The organism is Bradyrhizobium sp. LA2.1 (assembly GCF_040547725.1).
In the GTDB taxonomy this organism is placed as follows: Bacteria; Pseudomonadota; Alphaproteobacteria; order Rhizobiales; family Xanthobacteraceae; genus Bradyrhizobium; species Bradyrhizobium barranii.
Genome location: NZ_JBEPQI010000004.1, coordinates 299111 through 314206 on the forward strand (window position 1 = coordinate 299111; position 15096 = coordinate 314206).

16 protein-coding genes are annotated in these 15096 nt (G+C 64.5%); 7 read left to right on the forward strand and 9 right to left on the reverse strand.

Annotated features, from left to right (window positions below; genetic code table 11):
• The first annotated feature begins 46 nt into the window (after positions 1–46).
• Complete coding sequence (gene egtD, locus ABIB95_RS09395) at positions 47–1018, forward strand: L-histidine N(alpha)-methyltransferase (RefSeq protein WP_166091232.1); 972 nt, start codon at positions 47–49, stop codon at positions 1016–1018.
• A 193-nt stretch (positions 1019–1211) separates the two neighbouring features.
• On the opposite strand, the gene ABIB95_RS09400 is transcribed toward egtD, so the two are convergent.
• Positions 1212–2405 (reverse strand): low temperature requirement protein A, encoded by a 1194-nt coding sequence (locus ABIB95_RS09400; protein ID WP_354238879.1) that lies wholly within the window; start codon positions 2403–2405, stop codon positions 1212–1214.
• A 26-nt stretch (positions 2406–2431) separates the two neighbouring features.
• Positions 2432–2668 (reverse strand): BolA/IbaG family iron-sulfur metabolism protein, encoded by a 237-nt coding sequence (locus ABIB95_RS09405; RefSeq protein ID WP_028147489.1) that lies wholly within the window; start codon positions 2666–2668, stop codon positions 2432–2434.
• Positions 2669–2847: 179 nt separating this feature from the next.
• Between ABIB95_RS09405 and ABIB95_RS09410 the strand changes: the two genes are divergently transcribed.
• Together ABIB95_RS09410 and ABIB95_RS09415 are read left to right on the forward strand one after the other, a co-directional pair.
• Positions 2848–3207: a DUF427 domain-containing protein gene (locus ABIB95_RS09410; RefSeq protein WP_085404300.1), complete on the forward strand. Its 360-nt coding sequence runs from the start codon at positions 2848–2850 to the stop codon at positions 3205–3207.
• A gap of 58 nt (positions 3208–3265) precedes the next feature.
• Positions 3266–4369, forward strand: a complete 1104-nt coding sequence (locus ABIB95_RS09415) for an alpha/beta fold hydrolase (RefSeq protein ID WP_354238881.1) — start codon at positions 3266–3268, stop codon at positions 4367–4369.
• Positions 4370–4402: 33 nt separating this feature from the next.
• Here the strand turns inward: ABIB95_RS09415 and ABIB95_RS09420 are convergent, their stop codons facing one another.
• On the reverse strand, positions 4403–4576 hold the full coding sequence (locus ABIB95_RS09420) for a DUF1328 domain-containing protein (protein WP_212487347.1): 174 nt from the start codon (positions 4574–4576) through the stop codon (positions 4403–4405).
• 180 nt (positions 4577–4756) lie between these two features.
• Between ABIB95_RS09420 and ABIB95_RS09425 the strand changes: the two genes are divergently transcribed.
• On the forward strand, positions 4757–5944 hold the full coding sequence (locus tag ABIB95_RS09425; protein ID WP_354238884.1) for an acyltransferase family protein: 1188 nt from the start codon (positions 4757–4759) through the stop codon (positions 5942–5944).
• A gap of 122 nt (positions 5945–6066) precedes the next feature.
• On the opposite strand, the gene purL is transcribed toward ABIB95_RS09425, so the two are convergent.
• A complete protein-coding gene (purL, locus tag ABIB95_RS09430) occupies positions 6067–8277 on the reverse strand; it encodes a phosphoribosylformylglycinamidine synthase subunit PurL (RefSeq protein ID WP_354238886.1) in 2211 nt (736 codons plus the stop codon).
• 185 nt (positions 8278–8462) lie between these two features.
• Between purL and ABIB95_RS09435 the strand changes: the two genes are divergently transcribed.
• Together ABIB95_RS09435 and ABIB95_RS09440 are read left to right on the forward strand one after the other, a co-directional pair.
• Positions 8463–8942, forward strand: coding sequence for a PaaI family thioesterase (locus ABIB95_RS09435; RefSeq protein WP_063982364.1), 480 nt, complete (start codon positions 8463–8465; stop codon positions 8940–8942).
• A gap of 75 nt (positions 8943–9017) precedes the next feature.
• A complete protein-coding gene (locus tag ABIB95_RS09440) occupies positions 9018–9983 on the forward strand; it encodes a DMT family transporter (protein WP_354238888.1) in 966 nt (321 codons plus the stop codon).
• A 56-nt stretch (positions 9984–10039) separates the two neighbouring features.
• On the opposite strand, the gene ABIB95_RS09445 is transcribed toward ABIB95_RS09440, so the two are convergent.
• The 3 genes from ABIB95_RS09445 to purQ all read right to left on the reverse strand — a co-directional run bounded on the left by ABIB95_RS09445 (position 10040) and on the right by purQ (position 12664).
• Positions 10040–10777: a tetratricopeptide repeat protein gene (locus ABIB95_RS09445; RefSeq protein WP_063982362.1), complete on the reverse strand. Its 738-nt coding sequence runs from the start codon at positions 10775–10777 to the stop codon at positions 10040–10042.
• 202 nt (positions 10778–10979) lie between these two features.
• Positions 10980–11966 (reverse strand): tripartite tricarboxylate transporter substrate binding protein BugD, encoded by a 987-nt coding sequence (locus ABIB95_RS09450; RefSeq protein ID WP_354238891.1) that lies wholly within the window; start codon positions 11964–11966, stop codon positions 10980–10982.
• Positions 11963–12664, reverse strand: coding sequence for a phosphoribosylformylglycinamidine synthase subunit PurQ (gene purQ / locus ABIB95_RS09455; protein WP_166342514.1), 702 nt, complete (start codon positions 12662–12664; stop codon positions 11963–11965). The genes ABIB95_RS09450 and purQ overlap by 4 nt, the downstream gene beginning before the upstream one ends.
• A 167-nt stretch (positions 12665–12831) precedes the next feature.
• Between purQ and ABIB95_RS09460 the strand changes: the two genes are divergently transcribed.
• Positions 12832–13848: a magnesium and cobalt transport protein CorA gene (locus tag ABIB95_RS09460; RefSeq protein WP_354238893.1), complete on the forward strand. Its 1017-nt coding sequence runs from the start codon at positions 12832–12834 to the stop codon at positions 13846–13848.
• Between the two features lie 13 nt (positions 13849–13861).
• Here ABIB95_RS09460 and purS read toward each other — a convergent pair whose 3' ends face one another.
• Positions 13862–14101, reverse strand: coding sequence for a phosphoribosylformylglycinamidine synthase subunit PurS (gene purS / locus ABIB95_RS09465; protein WP_014494125.1), 240 nt, complete (start codon positions 14099–14101; stop codon positions 13862–13864).
• Positions 14102–14113: 12 nt separating this feature from the next.
• Positions 14114–14881, reverse strand: coding sequence for a phosphoribosylaminoimidazolesuccinocarboxamide synthase (gene purC / locus ABIB95_RS09470; protein WP_173015815.1), 768 nt, complete (start codon positions 14879–14881; stop codon positions 14114–14116).
• Positions 14882–15096 lie beyond the last annotated feature (215 nt).

A 15096-nucleotide genomic window follows, 5' to 3' on the forward strand; every position in this document is an offset into this window, starting at 1 on the left:
CATCCGACGATAAATGCGCGCCGGACAGCGCGTTCAGGAGAGTATCATGAATGTGCACGCCAGCGCTTTGGCCGAAGCCCATCTCCCCGACGAGCAGACCACCGCTTTCGCCCGCGAGGCCATCGAGGACCTCTCGCAGCAGCCGAAAAAGCTGTCGCCGAAATATTTCTACGACGCGACCGGCTCGGAGCTGTTCGAGGCAATCACGCGCCTGCCGGAATATTACCCGACGCGCACCGAGCTTGCGATCCTGAAGGAGCGCGGCAGCGAGATCGCGAAGATCATTCCGCAGCATGCGGCGCTGGTCGAGTTTGGCGCCGGAGCAACCACAAAAGTCCGCCTGCTGCTCGATCACTGCAAGTTCGCGGCCTATGTGCCCGTCGATATCTCCGGCGACTTCCTGAAGGCGCAGGCGAACGGCCTGAAGCGAGACTTCCCGACGCTCGGCATCTATCCGGTGGCGGCCGACTTCACCACGCCGTTCGAGTTGCCCAAGGCAGTCGCATCGATGCCCAAGGTCGGCTTCTTCCCCGGCTCGACCATCGGAAATTTCGAGCCGCATGAGGCGCAGGCCTTCCTGAAGAGCGCCCGCAAGATCCTGGGCAAGGGCGCGCAGATGATCATCGGCGCCGACCTCGAGAAGGAAGAGCGCGTCCTCCACGACGCCTACAACGATGCCGCCGGCGTCACCGCCCGCTTCAACCTCAATGTGCTCGTGCGCATCAACCGCGAGCTCGGCGGCAATTTCGACCTGTCCGCGTTCACCCATCGCGCGATCTACAACCGCGAGCGGCACCGGATCGAGATGCACCTGATCAGCAAGAAGAGCCAGACCGTGCGCCTGCTCGGCACCAGCTTCTCGTTCCGCCCCGGCGAGAGCATCCACACCGAGAACAGCTACAAATACAGCCTCGAGCGTTTTGCTGCGCTGGCGCAGGGCGCGGGCTGGCGGGTGCGCGAAAGCTGGACGGACGCGGCGAAGATGTTTTCGGTGCACGCGCTGGAGGCGGCGGAGTAAGTGCTCCGTTGAATCTGAGAGCGGTTTCCTGCGGCACATCCTTCGAGACGCCCGCCTTCGGCGGGCTCCTCAGGATGAGGACGGAGCGCGCGGCAACAGTTTCAACGGGTGCCTATGCCGATTAGCCTCATCCTGAGGAGACCGCGCAGCGGTCGTCTCGAAGGACGAGGCGCTCGCTCAGACCGCTCCAAATTCAATGCTGCTCTGCCTCCTCCGGCTTCGACCCCAGCGACATCGACTCCCACATTGCGACCACGATCATGATCACGGTCGACGCGACCGACAGCCAGAGCGGCGAGAGATCGGCGGCGAACCACCACAGCACCAGTAGCAGGATGATGCCGATGCCGTGGGAGAGCTGGAGGAAGCCGCGGATCGCGTGCTTGAACAGGATGGTGCCGACCAGGAACACCAGGGGACCACCGACCGTGCTCACGATGATCCTGATATCGGAATGGCCGGTCGGATGCTTCAGCACCAGCTCGTCCGACACCGCGGTCAGGATGATGCCGGCGACGATCGGCATGTGCAGATAGGTGTAGGCGAGCCGCGCCAGCCGGCCGGATTCCGCGGACTTCGAGATGCGCTCGGAGCCGGCCTCGGCGCCCTTGTGGAAATAGACCCACCACATCGCGATGGCCCCGGCCAGCGCTGAGACGAAGGCCAAAATATTATCTGCGGTCCACTCCAGCTCGGCAAAGGTGGCACCGTTGACGACGACGGCCTCACCGAGTGCGATGATGATGAAGCCGGCGCAGCGCTCCGCCATGTGGCCGCCCTCGACGGCCCAGGCCTCGACCGACGAGAAGCCGAGCTTCGGGACCCAGAAACGCACCGCGGGCGAGATGTATTCGATCGCGAGCGCCGCGATCCAGAACCACAGCCGCGCCTCGTCATGGGCGAGACCGCCGAGGATCCAGAAGATCGCGGAGCCGCAGAGCCAGACCAGAATGCGGATCGCGTTGTGCCGGACGGCCGTTCGATGGCGCGGGGTCGCGAACAGCCAGAAGGCGGTGCGTCCGACCTGCATGGTCGCGTAGGCGATCGCAAACCACAGGCCTCGCCCCTCGAACGCGGTCGGGATCGTCGTCGACAGCACGAGGCCGCCCAGCATCATCAGGAAGATCAGGATGCGGACCGGGGTCAGCTCGGGATTGAGCCAGTTGGTGACCCAGGCGGTGTAGACCCACACCCACCACACCGCGAGGAACAGCACCGTGACGTGCACCGCGCCGAGCGGGGTGAAATGGTGCAGCAGCGTGTGCGAGACCTGCGTGACGGCGAAGACGAAGACGAGGTCGAAGAACAGCTCGGCATTGGTGACGCGGCTGTGCTGGTTCGGAGCGATGACGCGAAACATCGCGCCGCGAGGATTGTCCGCAGCCATCGTCATCCCCCCGTCACGCGATCAGATCAGGCCCCGGGTACCCCGGTTTGCAGCGCCAGCGCATGCAGCACGCCGCCCATCTGGCCTTGCAGGGACTGATAGACGATCTGGTGCTGCTGAACGCGGGACTTGCCGCGGAAGGATTCCGAGATCACGGTCGCGGCATAGTGGTCGCCATCGCCGGCGAGGTCACGGATCGTCACCTCGGCATCGGGGATCGCTGCCTTGATCATCGCCTCGATATCGTGGGCGTCCATGGGCATTCGGGTCTTGCTCCTGTCTCGGCTTCGAATCGCTTGCCGGGGTCCCCGGACCGGCAGGGCCAAACTTAGCGTGAACGGCCTTCTACGTCACGCATTCCGGCACTATATCCCTGATCCCATCCGGATAAAGGCACGACAAAGTGCCGCGCGCGCAAGATTGATCGAAAAGGCGTGAAATCATGAAGCTTCCAGGGCCCGACCACCCCATCACCATTACCCAAAATCCCCGACGCGTCCGCGTCACGGCCGGCGACATCGTGATCGCCGAGACCAGCAAGGCACTGATCTTGAAGGAGGCCAAATATCCGGCGGTGCAATATGTGCCGCGGGAGGACGCCAACATGGCGGTGCTGGAGCGCACCGACCGCGTCACCCATTGCCCCTACAAAGGGGACGCGAGCTATTACAGCGTCAAGGCCGACGGCAAGACGCTAGACAACGCGATCTGGACCTATGAGACGCCCTTCCCCGCGATGACGGAGATTTCCGGCCATCTGGCCTTCTATCCGGACAAGGTGAAGATCGAGGAAGTGGGGTAGGCTCGTCGCGCCGGAGGCGATCGCAGGTCGCTTCCTCTCAGTCGACACAAGGCTCAAGATGCCGCGCAAAGCCGCAAGACTGATTGAGGTCTGGTTGCTGGGCGTGGCCGGTATCCTCATCGTGGTGGCCGCCGCCGGACTGGGTTTTCGCGCCTATCGCCAGCATCTTGCTGCCGAAACCCTCGCGATCCGCTCACCAAAGGGCGTGCAGGAGGGAGGGTTCGTCGACATCGGCGGAATCAAGCAATGGATTCAAATCCGCGGCGAGGATCGGGATAACCCGGTCCTCCTGTTCGTCCACGGCGGGCCCGGAGGGTCCAGCTGGCCAATGTCGTCGGGTTGGCGCCCCTGGGAAAAGCACTTCACCATCGTGCAATGGGACCAGCGCGGCACCGGCCGCACGTATGGCGCCGCCGGAGACACGCTGGCGCCAACCATGACACTGGAGCGCATGACGCAGGATGGCGTCGAGCTGGCCGAGCATCTGCGCACGCATCTGCACAAGGACAGGATCGTCCTGGTCGGGCATTCGTGGGGCTCGTTCCTGGGAATTCACATGGTGAAGCAACGCCCGGACCTGTTCTCGGCCTATGTCGGCACGGGCCAGGTGGTTGGCAGGACGACCTTCGAGAAGGCATTCGAGCTCACGATCGCGCGCCTGCAACGGCTTGCGGCATCCGCCAACAATCCCGAAGCCCTGGCGGAATTGGCGCCGATCGCTTCACAGCCGGCCCTCACCCCGGAAAATCGCCTGATTGCGGACAAATGGAGCAACGCGCTGGGTCTGCCGCCCGCCGGTGGCTTCCAGTTCGCCGGCCCCATCCCGCCGCTCTTCATGCCGGATGTCTCGCTGCTCGACTTGTACAACTGGCGCAAGGGCGTCGCCTTCTCGGCCAAATATCTGACCGGACGGAACGGGCCGATGTTTCAGAGCGACATGGCCTCGATGGGATTCAGATCTTCGATCCCCATGTTCTTCATCGAGGGCGACGCGGACGGCGTGACGCCGGGCGAACCCGCCGAGCAATATTTCAAGGAGATCACGGCCCCGCATAAGGAATTTGTGTGGGTTCGCGGCGGCGATCATTTCATTCCGTTCGATCGTCCTGATGAGTTCCTGGCCGAGCTGATGGCCCGCGTCATGCCATTCGCAGGCAATTGAGGGCCGGCCCCCGCGATTCGACCGGCAGCCCGGCTACGCCCTGAAGATCGTGAGCCCCAGTACCAGCAGCACCAGGAAGATCACGACGAATATATAGAACAGGAAGCGAGCGACATCGGCCGAGGCGGCCGAGAGGCCGGTGAAGCCGAGCACGCCGGCCACGATCGAGACCAGGAGAAAGATCAGCGCCCATTTCAGGATCGTCATAACCAACTCCGACTAAAATGCCGCACGTGCGGCCCTCAACCTATTCGCGAACGCTAACTTCGCTGCGCGGAACTGGTTCCTGAGGGCGCTCCGCGGGCAAGGCGCGGCACAAACGGCGCTTGCTGAATCCGGTTCCCGGCGGCACAGTCCGGCCAGGGCAGGAGCGCAATCGGGGCGACCATGATGACGATGTCACATTCCGCGACGATCGGCGCGGAGGCGCACGCCGCGCCGAAAGCCAAGACGCGCAATCTGTCGCTCGATCGGACCCGCACCTTCCTCACGCTGGTGGTGCTGCTGCACCACGCCGTCATTCCCTACACCTATTTCGGTCACACCGACCCGGCGTCCTGGATCGGCTTCGACGTCGTCGTGCTCTGCACCGACAGCTTCTTCATGGCGATGTTCTTCTTCCTGTCGGGACTGTTCACGTGGTCCGGCATCGCGCGCAAGGCGCCACAGGTTTTCCTGCGCGACCGCCTGTTGCGGCTCGGGCTGCCGTTCGTGATCGCGGCCTTCACGGTCATCCCGATCGCCTATTACGCGATCGCGCTGCGGCACGATCCCGAGCTGACCTTCGCTTCGTTCTGGTGGAAGACGATCACCGTCGGGCCGTGGCCGAGCGGGCCGATCTGGTTCGTGTGGGTGCTGCTGGCGTTCGACCTGACCGCGAGCCTGCTCTACCGGGTCTCAGCCCACCTGGTCGATCCGGTCAACCGCGTTTCGCTGCGCGGTTTTGACCAGCCGGCCGTGTTCTGGCTGCTGCTCGCCGTCGTCACTGCCGTCGTCTACGTGCCCGCGCTGGTCCATTTCGGGGCCAACAAATGGTTCGAGTTCGGACCGTTTTCGGTGCAGGCGAGCCGCGTCCTGCTCTACTTCGCCTATTTCTTCATTGGCGTCAGCGTCGGTGCCGCCAACTTCGATCGCGGTATCCTCAGCGCCGAGGGCCAGTTGCCGAAGAACCGATGGATATGGGTGATCGCCACGCTGGTCCCCTACTGCCTGATGTGGTGCATGATCTACATCAAGCGCGCAATCCTCGGGAATCCCAACGTGCTGCCGGACTGGTATCAGGCGATCTACGGCACGTTCGTCGTGCTGTTCTCGGCCGCGATCCTGCTCGCGATCCTCGCCTTCTTCCTGCACCAGAAGTCGCCGGGGCCGAACCTGCTCGACCGCATGCAGGCGGACGCCTACGGCATGTTCCTGGTGCACTACCCGATCGCGCTGTGGATCCAGTATGTGCTGTTCGACTATTCGTGGCCTGCGATCTTCAAGGCCGCGATCGGCTTCGTGCTCACGGTGATGCTGAGCTGGGGACTGACGGCAATGTTGCGGAGGATTCCGGGCGCGTCACACGTTTTGTGAAGCCGAGGTCTCTCCACCCGTCATTGCGAGGAGCTCTTGCGACGAAGCAATCCAGACTGCCTCAACGGTGAGACTCTGGATTGCTTCGCTGCGCTCGCAATGACGGAGTGTGTGGCGGCGCCTTACGCCGCCTTCCCGCTCATATATTCCGGCAGCCAGCGCTCGAACGATTTCCGCAGGCTATCGATCGACACTGGCGCCTCGCCCGCGATCGCGATCGCATCGCCGCCGGTGGTGCCGATGCGCACGCAGGGCACCTCGCAGCCACGCATCTTGGCCAGCACGCGGCCGGCTTCCGTTTCCGGCACGGTGACGAGATAGCGCGCCTGGTCCTCGCCGAACCAATAGGCCTGCGGCACGAGCGCCGCCGGCGCCGCGAGCAGTTTTGCGCCGATGCCGTTCGCCATTGCCATCTCGGCGAGCGCGATCAGGAGGCCACCGTCGGAGAGATCGTGCACCGCGGTCGCGGTGCCGGCATGGATCATGCCGCGCACGCAGTCGCCGTTGCGCTTCTCGGCGGCGAGATCGACCGGCGGCGGCGCGCCCTCCTCGCGACCGCAGATGTCGCGCAGGTAGACCGACTGGCCGAGCCAGCCGTGGGTTTCGCCGACCAGGAGGATCGCCTCGCCCTCGGCCTTGAAGGCCAGTGAAGCGGACTTGGTGAAATCGTCGAGCAGGCCAACGCCGCCGATCGAAGGTGTCGGCAGGATCGCGCGGCCGTTGGTCTCGTTGTAGAGCGAGACGTTGCCGGACACGACCGGGAAGTCCAGCGTGCGGCAGGCTTCCGAGATGCCCTTCAGGCAGCCGACGAACTGGCCCATGATCTCGGGCCGTTCAGGGTTGCCGAAATTGAGATTGTCGGTGATCGCGAGCGGCTTGCCGCCGACCGCGGTGATGTTGCGCCAGGCTTCCGCCACCGCCTGCTTGCCGCCCTCGAGCGGATCGGCCTCGCAATAGCGCGGCGTGACGTCGACGGTCAGCGCCAGCCCCTTTGGTCCGTCCTCAATGCGCACGACGGCGGCGTCGCCGCCGGGACGCTGCAAGGTGTTGCCGAGGATGACGTGGTCGTATTGCTCCCAGACCCAGCGCTTGCTGCACATGTCGGGCGTGCCGATCAGCTTCTCCAGCGCGGCACCGACGCCCATCGGCGCCGGCACCTCGCGCGCGTGCACGACCGGCAGCGCGGCAGAGGGACTATGCGGGCGGTCATAGAGCGGCGCCTCGTCGCCGAGCTCCTTGATCGGCAGATCGGCCATGACGTCGCCGCCATGCTTGACGACAAAGCGCTTGCTCGGCGTGGTGTAGCCGACCACGGCGAAGTCGAGGCCCCACTTCTTGAAGATCGCCTCGGCTTCCTTTTCCTTCTCGGGCTTGAGCACCATGAGCATGCGCTCCTGGCTCTCCGAGAGCATCATCTCGTAGGCGCTCATGCCGGTCTCGCGCGTCGGCACCGCGTCGAGATCGAGGTCGACGCCGAGGTCGCCCTTGGCGCCCATCTCGACCGCCGAGCAGGTCAGGCCCGCCGCGCCCATGTCCTGGATGGCGATGACGCAGCCCTTCTCCATAATCTCGAGGCAGGCCTCGAGCAGCAGTTTTTCGGCGAAGGGATCGCCGACCTGCACGGTCGGGCGCTTCTCCTCGGACTTGTCGTCGAACTCCGCCGAGGCCATCGAGGCACCGTGAATGCCATCGCGGCCGGTCTTGGAGCCGAGATAGACGATCGGCATGTTCACGCCGGAGGCGGCAGCATAGAAAATCTTGTCGGCATCGGCGAGGCCGACCGCCATTGCGTTGACGAGGATGTTGCCGTCATAGCGGGTGTGAAAGCGCACCTGGCCGCCGACCGTCGGCACGCCGAAGGAATTGCCATAGCCGCCGACGCCGGCGACGACGCCGGAGACGAGATGCCGCGTCCTGGCATGCTCGGGCGCGCCGAAGCTCAGCGCATTGAGGCAGGCGATAGGACGCGCGCCCATGGTGAAGACGTCGCGCAGAATGCCGCCGACGCCGGTGGTCGCGCCCTGATAGGGCTCGATGTAGCTCGGGTGGTTGTGGCTCTCCATCTTGAAGACCACGGCCTGGCCGTCGCCGATGTCGATCACGCCGGCATTCTCGCCGGGGCCCTGGATCACCCAGGGCGCCTTGGTCGGCAGGCCGCGCAGATGGATGCGCGAGGATTTGTACGAGCAGTGCTCGTTCCACATCGCCGAGAAGATGCCGAGCTCGGTGAAGGTCGGCTCCCGCCCGATCAGCTTCAGGATGCGCTCGTACTCGTCGGGCTTGAGCCCGTGGGCGGCAACCAGTTCGGGGGTGATCTTGGGTTCGTTCTTCATGGATTCGGGGCTTTCGGCGGCGTTTTGCCGTTCTTAGGAAGATCGGGGGCCTACGAAAAGCCCTTTATGGCGCATTTTCCCACTGTCCCACGTTTTGCGGGCAGGCGGTCGGCGGGAACGGGAATTGCAAGGCGCTGACGGATCGGATTTAAGGACTAAAGACCCGTAATTGAAGGCCCATTTCCTTGCACGAATTGACCAAAGTCCCCTCCACCCGCCGCCCGGACCTGCACGTCGCCACCGATGGCGAGTTCACGGGCTGGCGGACCTGGGTTCGCGACAGTTTTGAGAGCCATATCGGCCCGTTCTGGCACAAAATCGAGGACGACGGCAGCGTCCGCTCGGCGTTCCGGGTCGAGAAAAAGCACCTCAACGGCTCCGGGAACGTCCATGGCGGCTGCTTCATGGCCTTCGCCGACTATTGCCTGTTCGCGATCGCCACCCATGAGCTGGATGGCCCGGCCGTGACGACGAATTTCGCCTGTGATTTCCTCGACGCGGCCCGCGAGGGCGAGCTGGTCGAATGCGTCGGCGAAGTGTCCCGCGCCGGCGGCTCGCTGATCTTCCTGCGGGGCAAGCTGACCTCGGCCGGGCGGCCGCTGTTTACCTTCTCCGGCACGATCAAGCGGGTGAAGCGGAAGCCCGCACTCCAGCCAAACGCATAGCTCGACGCCTTCACTTTTCGCGCCCCCTCGCCCAGACTTGCGACAAGCGCGTTGGCGCGGGGGAGCAGGAACAAGGTGCCGCAGAGCACATCGTCGGGCCGCACGGCGGCCGCCGCATCATCGTCGCCATCCATCATCGCCACCGGTGCGCGCAACTGGCGCGACTATGCGCTGCTGTTCGCGCTCGCCTGCTGCTGGAGCTCGACCTATCCGCTGGCGAAGCTCGCGCTTCCCACGATCCCGCCCATCACCTTCATCTCGGCGCGCTCGCTGATCGCGTTCGCCTTCCTGTTTGCCATCCTGTGGATGCGCGGCCTCAAACTCCCGACGGATGCGAAGGCCTGGAAGCTGTTCGCGACCCAGCAGCTGATCAACTCGACCTTTCCGTTCCTGGTCATCACCTGGTCGCAGCAATATGTCCCGGCCTCGAACACGGTGGTGCTGGCCTCGACGACGCCGATTTTCGCCTTCCTGATCACGTCGCTGATCACACGGCACGAGCCGGCGACACTGCTGAAGTTCGCGGGCGCAATTCTCGGCCTCGCCGGCACCATCGCCATCGTCGGTCTCGACGCGCTACGCGGCTTCGGCAGCGAGATCATTGCCGAGATCGCGATCCTGCTCGCCACCATCTCCTTTGCCTGCGCGACGATCTTTGGCCTGCGGCTCTCCGAATACGATCCGATGGTGGTGGCGACCGGCTCGCTGCTGTTCGGCGGCCTCGTGCTGCTGCCGCCCTCGCTGATCATCGACCAGCCCTGGACGCTGCACCCGACGCCGACGGCGATCGTCGCCACCATCGTCATGGGCATCGTCTCCAGCGCGCTGGGATTGATGCTGTTCTACGTCTGCCTCGGCCGGCTCGGCACGCTGACCACGAACGCACAAGGCTATCTGCGCATTCCGATCGGCGTCGGATTGTCCGTGCTGCTGCTCGGCGAGAGCGTGCCGTCGAACCTCGCGCTGGGACTGCTGCTGGTCATGGCCGGCGTCGCTGCGATGACGGTGCCGGCGGAACGGCTGAAGCTGCGCAAGGCATGATCCGGAAAAGTGCGCAGCAGTTTTCCGATAAGATCATGCTCAAACAATAAGACCGCTCAGGTCGAAATCTGCTTCTCGGCGATCGAGAGCCAATCGGCCTGGGCGTCGCGCAGATATTTGGGCGCGCGCCGCATCTGGATCAGGAGCTCGTTGAAGACCACGCGCGCCTCGGCGCTGCGGCCGACCATCTGGAGCAGCATGCCGTAGCGCACCCGCGCCTCGGCGCCGGGGAAATAGCCGGCGACGGCGTGATATTCCTCCAGCGCCTCGTCGAGCCGGCCGACCTCGGCGAGCGCGCGGGCGTAGAGCAGATGCGCGTCGGCGGAATCGAAGTCCGGCCATTGCTTCTGAAGATCGTCCAGCGTCGCCAGCGCATCGGCCGGACGCTTGGCGGAAAACTCGGCCTGCGCCTTGCCGAAGGCATAAGCGGGGTCGTGGCCCATCGGCAGGCTCAGGATGTGACCGTAATGCTGCTCGGCCTCGCTGAAGCGGCCGACCTTCGCGCATTCCTCGGCCAGCGCCGCACGGTTGGCGATGGTGTCGGTGGCCGCCAGCCGGTCGCACAGCTCGCGATAACGCTTCTCCGGATCGAGCCGATTGGCAACGCGCTGACGCGCCTGTCGCGCACCGGGGCTGGAAAACCATTCGGGGACGAGCTCGACCGCGATGTAGGCGAGCGCGCCGATCAGCGGCACCATCAGGATGATGAAGGCCCAGGGCTGCAACCGCCCGGTTCGCGACGCGTGATAAATCAGTGTGATATCGAGCAGCAGAACGACCAAAGCGACGGGCATGTGACATCCGGGAGCACAACGACAGCGCACGCTTCCTGATATCGCAACTCGCGCGGCGAAACAACTTTGAGTTGCTTCCATCCGCGCGGAAATCAGCGACCCCGGACTCACGCGCCTTGATGGCGACGAGGAGTCAGTCGTCTCAAACGCGATGCAGGTTCATGAGACAGCAAGCCCAAAACCGCTATGGTTTGGGCGGCTGCTACTTGGCGTCGTCGGCCAGCATCTTGCGGTACTTCTCGACGTCGCGCGTCACGAGCTTCTGCAGCACCTCGGGCGTGTGCTCGTCGGGGTCGGGCGCGACGGTCGAGAGCTCGGCAAAACGCTTCTTCACCGCGTCGGTTTCCACGGCGGTGCGCGCGGCTGCATTCAGCTTGGCGATGACGGCCTGCGGCGTGCCCTTGGGTGCGAACAGGCCATTCCAGCCCTGCGCCTCGAAGTCCGGCAGGCCCGCCTCGGCAGACGTCGGCAGATCGGGCAGCGTGGCCAGCCGCACGGTCGAGCCGACCACGAGGCCCCGCACCAGCTTCTCGTTGATCGACTGCGAGACGGAGGCCGCAGCATCGCAGACGCCGTCGATCTGGCTGCCGATCGCATCCGTCAGCGCGGGCGATGCGCCGCGATAGCCGACCAGCGTCGCGTCGATGCCGGCGGCCGTCACGAAGCTCTTGCAAATGAGGTAATTCGACGAGCCGACACCGGCGTGGCCGAGATTGATCTTGCCCGGGTTGGCCTTGGCGTAGGCGATGAACTCTTTCAGGTCCTTCGCCGGGAAATCCTTGCGCAGCGCGATGATGCCGAACGTCTTCGCGACCATGGCGATCGGGACGAAGGATTCAGGCGTGAACGGCAGTTTTGGATAGATCGTGTAGGTCGCGGCGTTGGTGCCGGCGTTGCCGATAGCGATGGTGTAGCCGTCAGGCTCGGCGCGGGAGGCGCGCGCCAGCGCGGTCGAGCCGCCGGCGCCGGCGACGTTCTCGATCACGATGGTCTGGCCGAGCGCGATGCCCATCTGCTCGGCGACCGTGCGCGCGATCACGTCCGACGTGCCGCCGGCCGCGAACGGCACGATCATCGTGATCGGGCGCTTGGGGAAATCCTGCGCGAAGGCTGCGGTCGCGAGTGAAAATGTCGCGAGCGACAGCGCCGCGATCGCGGCGAGAGCCCGCTTCGCCACGAACGAGATCACGCGGCCTTTTCCAGATGGGCAGTGAGACCGGCGAACAGGCCGCGGCCGTCGGTGCAGCCCATGATGTCTTCGACGTGGTTCTCCGGGTGCGGCATCATGCCGAGCACGTTGCCCCTGTCATTGACGATTCCGGCGATGGATTCCGCCGCGCCGTTGATGTTGTGGGCCTCGTCGACCACGCCGTCGGCGGAGCAGTAGCGATAGAGCACCCGCCCCTCGCCTTCGAGCCGCTTGATGGTCTCTTCATCCGCCTCGTAATTGCCCTCACCATGGGCGACGGGCACGCGGATCACCTGGCCGGCATTGTAGCCGCGGGTGAACGGCGTGTCGGAGCGCTCGACGCGCAGATGCACGTCGTGACAGATGAACTTCAGCCGCGCGTTGCGCATCAGGACGCCGGGCAGCAGGCCGGACTCGCAGAGGATCTGAAAACCATTGCAGACGCCGAGCACGAGACCGCCCTTGGCCGCATAGTCGCGCACCGCGTCCATCACCGGCGACCGCGCCGCAATCGCGCCGCAGCGCAGATAGTCGCCGTAGGAGAAGCCGCCGGGCACCACGACGAGGTCGGTGCCCGCGGGCAGCGACGTCTCGGCGTGCCAGACCATCGCGGGCTCGCTGCCGGAGATCAGCCTCAATGCGCGCGCCATGTCGCGCTCGCGGTTGATTCCGGGAAAGACGAGGATGGCGGCTTTCATGGTTCGGGTTCCGACGGTGATGGGAATCGGGCTGGCCAAAGGGCCAATTCGTCAGGAGACATAGCCATTTGACGGGGATTTTACCAGTGCTAGCCTCGCCGGGCGGCCTTGTACACAGGCCATAGCCACGGCACTTTTGCCTGACGATCTTGCCCGGGATTGAAGCCATGAACGTCCCGTCGCTGCCCGCCTCCCTCTCCGAACCGGTGTCCACTCAGGGCGTCATCGCTGCCGGCGCCTATGTCGACGGCCGGCGTGTCGCCAATATCGCCATCAGCGAGGCTTCGAGCTGGCGGGCCAAGCCCGGCCACGTGGTATGGATCGGGCTCCACGAACCTGACATGGCGCTGCTCGGCGCCGTGCAGAAGCAGTTCGACCTGCACGACCTTGCCATCGAGGACGCCAACAACGCCCATCAGCGACCGAAGATCGAGCAATATGGCGAGGCCCTGTTCATCGTGGCGCGGACGGCGCAACTGCTCGAGGGCCGGATCGCCTTCGGCGAGACGCACATCTTCGTCGGCGAAGGCTATCTGGTCTCGGTGCGCCATGGCGCCTCGACGTCCTACACGCCGGTGCGCGAACGCTGCGAAAGCTGCCCACGGGCGCTCGCGCGCGGCGAGGACTACATCCTCTACGCCATCCTCGATTTCATCGTCGACAACTACTCGCCCGTGCTGGAGAGCATCCACGACGAGGTCGAGGGCATCGAGGACGACGTGCTCTCCAAGCCGATCAGCAAGGCGCAGATCGAGCGGCTCTACATGCTGCGCCGCGACCTGTTGCGGCTCAGGACCGCGATCGGCCCGCTGGTGGAAGTCTGCCGCCGCCTTGAGCATGACGAGCTTGCGATGGTGCGCGCGACGATGCAGCCGCTGTTCCGCGACGTCACCGACCACGTCAGGAACATCCAGGAGCGCATCGATTCCATGCGCGAGGTGCTGGCCTTCGCCTTCGAAGCGAGCCTGCTGGTCGGACAGGCGCAGGAGACCGCGGTGTCGAAGAAGCTTGCCTCGTGGCTGGCGATCCTCGCCGTGCCCACCGCAGTCGCAGGCATCTACGGGATGAACTTCAAGTACATCCCCGAGCTGCAATGGGAGTACAGCTATTTCGTCGTCATGGGGATGATGGCGCTCGCCTGCCTCGCATTGTACTGGCGCTTCCACCGCGTCGGATGGCTGTGAAGCGCCGCGCGGGTTAGACGATCTCGACGCGATAGTTCTCGATCACGGTGTTCGCCAAGAGCTTGTCGGCGGCCTCCTTCAGCGCCGCTTCGGCCTTGGCCTTGTCGGCGCCGGCAAGCTCGATGTCGAACACCTTGCCCTGGCGGACGCTGGCGACGCCGTCGACGCCGAGCGACTTCAGCGCGCCTTCGATGGCCTTGCCCTGCGGATCGAGGATGCCCGTTTTCAGGGTAACGGTAACACGTGCCTTCACGTCAAATCCCTCTTAGCTCTTCACCAGCACCGGGCCAGAGCCCTGCGGACGCTCATTCTCCATGAGGATGCCGAGGCGTTTTGCGACTTCGGTGTAGGCCTCGAGCAGGCCGCCGAGGTCCCTGCGGAAACGGTCCTTGTCGAGCTTCTCGTTCGACTTGATGTCCCACAGACGGCAGCTGTCCGGCGAGATCTCGTCGGCGACGATGATCCGCATCATCTCGTTCTCGAACAGCCGGCCGCACTCCATCTTGAAGTCGACGAGGCGGATGCCGATGCCGAGGAAGAGGCCGGTGAGGAAGTCGTTGACACGGATGGCGAGCGCCATGATGTCGTCGATCTCCTGCGGGGTGGCCCAGCCGAACGCGGTAATGTGCTCTTCCGACACCATGGGGTCGTTGAGCTGGTCGTTCTTGTAGTAGAATTCGATGATCGAACGGGGCAGCTGCGTGCCCTCCTCGATGCCGAGGCGCTGCGACAGCGAGCCGGCGGCAACGTTCCGCACCACCACTTCCAGCGGCACGATCTCGACCTCGCGAATCAACTGCTCGCGCATGTTGAGGCGGCGGATGAAATGGGTCGGCACCCCGATGTCGTTGAGGTGCTGAAACAGGTACTCCGAGATCCGGTTGTTGAGGACACCCTTGCCCTCGATCACCTGATGCTTTTTCGCATTGAACGCGGTGGCGTCATCCTTGAAGTGCTGGATCAGGGTACCGGGCTCCGGGCCTTCGTAAAGAACCTTTGCCTTGCCTTCATAAATACGACGCCGACGGCTCATGGGGATGTACCGTGTTTTGTTGAAATCCATGTATTTGGTGTGCTCCGGTTACCAGGTTACGACCCACAGCGGAGCTGCCGTGAACGGCTGGGAACCCGTCTATAACCCCTTGGAAACAGAACGGGAACCAAGCCTTCAGGCAACCTATCCGATTGGCCGTCCCAGCACAATCGATCCGGCCGCCCGGCATCAACTTATACCGTCTTGCCTGCGGC